The following is a 2,094-nucleotide window of genomic DNA, read 5'->3' as shown; positions in this document are numbered from 1 at the left end:
TCTGTGCGGCTTTTATCTTTCCAGGTTACGTGAAGTTCATTCGGAGTATCGGGATAAAGAATAGTATAAGCACGCTCCACGGTACCTTCTTCAAACATCCCCACATCTTCTCTTAAATTAGCATCAGGATATTCGCTTTTAAGCTCTTCAGAAGAATATTTCTGAAGGTTTTCAATTACAAATTTATCTTTAGAAGCGGTGTTTTTAGAACTTCCGCAGGCGACCAAAGTCAGTACACTAATTACAACAAATATTTTTTTCATTTTGGTTAGTTTGCTTCCGTAGAGGAAAATCTCTTCGGGAAAAGTTTGATACTAAATTCAGGAACATTCCACAGAGAAGCCCTGTCTTTTGCAAGAATTTAACGCGTATTATTTAACAGTTGCTTACCTTTACGGCTTCCAAAAAGTTTAAGATTAATGAGCGATTCTACACAGCGATATACCATCACAGCGGCTTTACCGTATACCAACGGCCCTATTCATATTGGGCACCTCGCAGGAGTTTATGTTCCTGCCGATATTTATGCGCGTTTTCTAAGAATGCAGGGCCACGATGTGGCTTTTGTCTGCGGAAGCGACGAGCACGGTGTTCCTATCACCATAAAAGCGAAAAAAGAAGGTGTAAGTCCGCAGGATATCGTGGATAAGTATCACACCATAATTAAAAGATCTTTTAAAGATTTTGGGGTTTCTTTTGACAATTACTCGAGGACTTCAGCCGAAGTGCACCACGATACGGCGTCTGCTTTTTTCAAGAAGATGTATGAAGACGGCAAGTTTATCGAGGAAACGACGAAACAGCTTTATGACGAAGAAGCCAATCAGTTCCTCGCCGATCGTTTTGTAACCGGAACCTGTCCTAAATGTGGAAATGAAGAAGCCTACGGCGACCAATGCGAAAGCTGTGGAACTTCCCTCAATGCTACAGATCTTATCAATCCGAAATCTACTTTTTCAGGAGCGACACCAACCTTGAAGGAAACCCGTCATTGGTTTTTACCATTAGATCAATATGAAGGCTGGCTGAAAGAATGGATCCTCGAAGGCCATAAAGCCGACTGGAAAAGCAATGTTTACGGCCAGGTTAAATCCTGGATTGACGACGGACTTAGAGCCCGTGCCGTAACCCGTGACCTGGACTGGGGAATTCCTGTTCCTGTTGAAGGTGCCGAAGGAAAAGTGCTTTATGTATGGTTTGATGCGCCCATCGGCTACATTTCCTCCACCAAGGAGTGGGCTGAGCGCGAAGGAAAAGACTGGGAACCATACTGGAAAGACGAAAACACCAAACTCATTCATTTTATCGGAAAGGACAATATAGTGTTCCACTGTATTATTTTCCCTGTGATGCTAAAAGCTCACGGCGAATTTATTTTGCCGCAAAACGTGCCAGCCAACGAATTTCTAAACCTGGAAGGCAAGAAATTGTCGACTTCAAAGAATTGGGCGGTTTGGCTTCACGAATATCTCGAGGATTTCCCCGGGCAGCAGGATGTTTTGCGCTACGCACTCACCGCCAATGCTCCCGAAACCAAAGACAACGATTTCACCTGGAAGGATTTCCAGGCTAGAAATAATAACGAACTGGTTGCCATCTTCGGAAATTTCATCAACCGCGTAGTGGTGCTTACCAATAAATATTACGGAGGGCTGGTACCGCAGCCGCAAAAGTTTTCAAAAGTTGACGAGCAAACTATTGCCGAGCTGAAAGCCTATCCGGCAGTGATCGCAAGTTCTATTGAAAAATATCGTTTCCGTGAGGCCCAGGCCGAATTGATGAACCTGGCTCGCCTGGGAAACAAATACCTGGCCGATGAGGAGCCCTGGAAACTGATTAAAACAGATGCCGACAGAGTTCAAACAATAATGTATGTCGCTCTGCAGATCGCTTCTGCCCTGGCCACCTTAAGCGAGCCTTTCTTACCTTTCACTTCGGTGAAACTTAAAGGAATGCTGAAATTCTCGGCGGAAGAAAACAGGCTGGAAAGCTATGAGAAATCTCAATGGGATAAGATCTCGACCCGGGAAGCACTGCTACCTGCAGGACATCAAATAGGAAAAGCAGAACTGCTGTTCAGCAAAATTGAAGATG

General features: G+C 44.4%; 1 protein-coding gene and 1 pseudogene. One reads left to right on the top strand and one right to left on the bottom strand.

Going from position 1 to position 2,094, the window contains the following annotated elements; genetic code table 11:
- Positions 1 to 263: pseudogene (locus ACESK1_RS13165) on the bottom strand (hypothetical protein); the annotation flags it as partial.
- Between the two features lie 156 nt (positions 264 to 419).
- On the opposite strand from ACESK1_RS13165, the gene metG reads away from it, so the two are divergent.
- On the top strand, positions 420 to 2,094 hold a 1,675-nt coding region (gene metG / locus ACESK1_RS13160), incomplete at its 3' end, for a methionine--tRNA ligase (RefSeq protein WP_372920629.1).

It is taken from the genome of Salegentibacter sp. (genome assembly GCF_041642575.1).
Classification (GTDB): Bacteria; Bacteroidota; Bacteroidia; order Flavobacteriales; family Flavobacteriaceae; genus Salegentibacter.
This window is presented reverse-complemented; position numbering and strand designations above follow the sequence as displayed.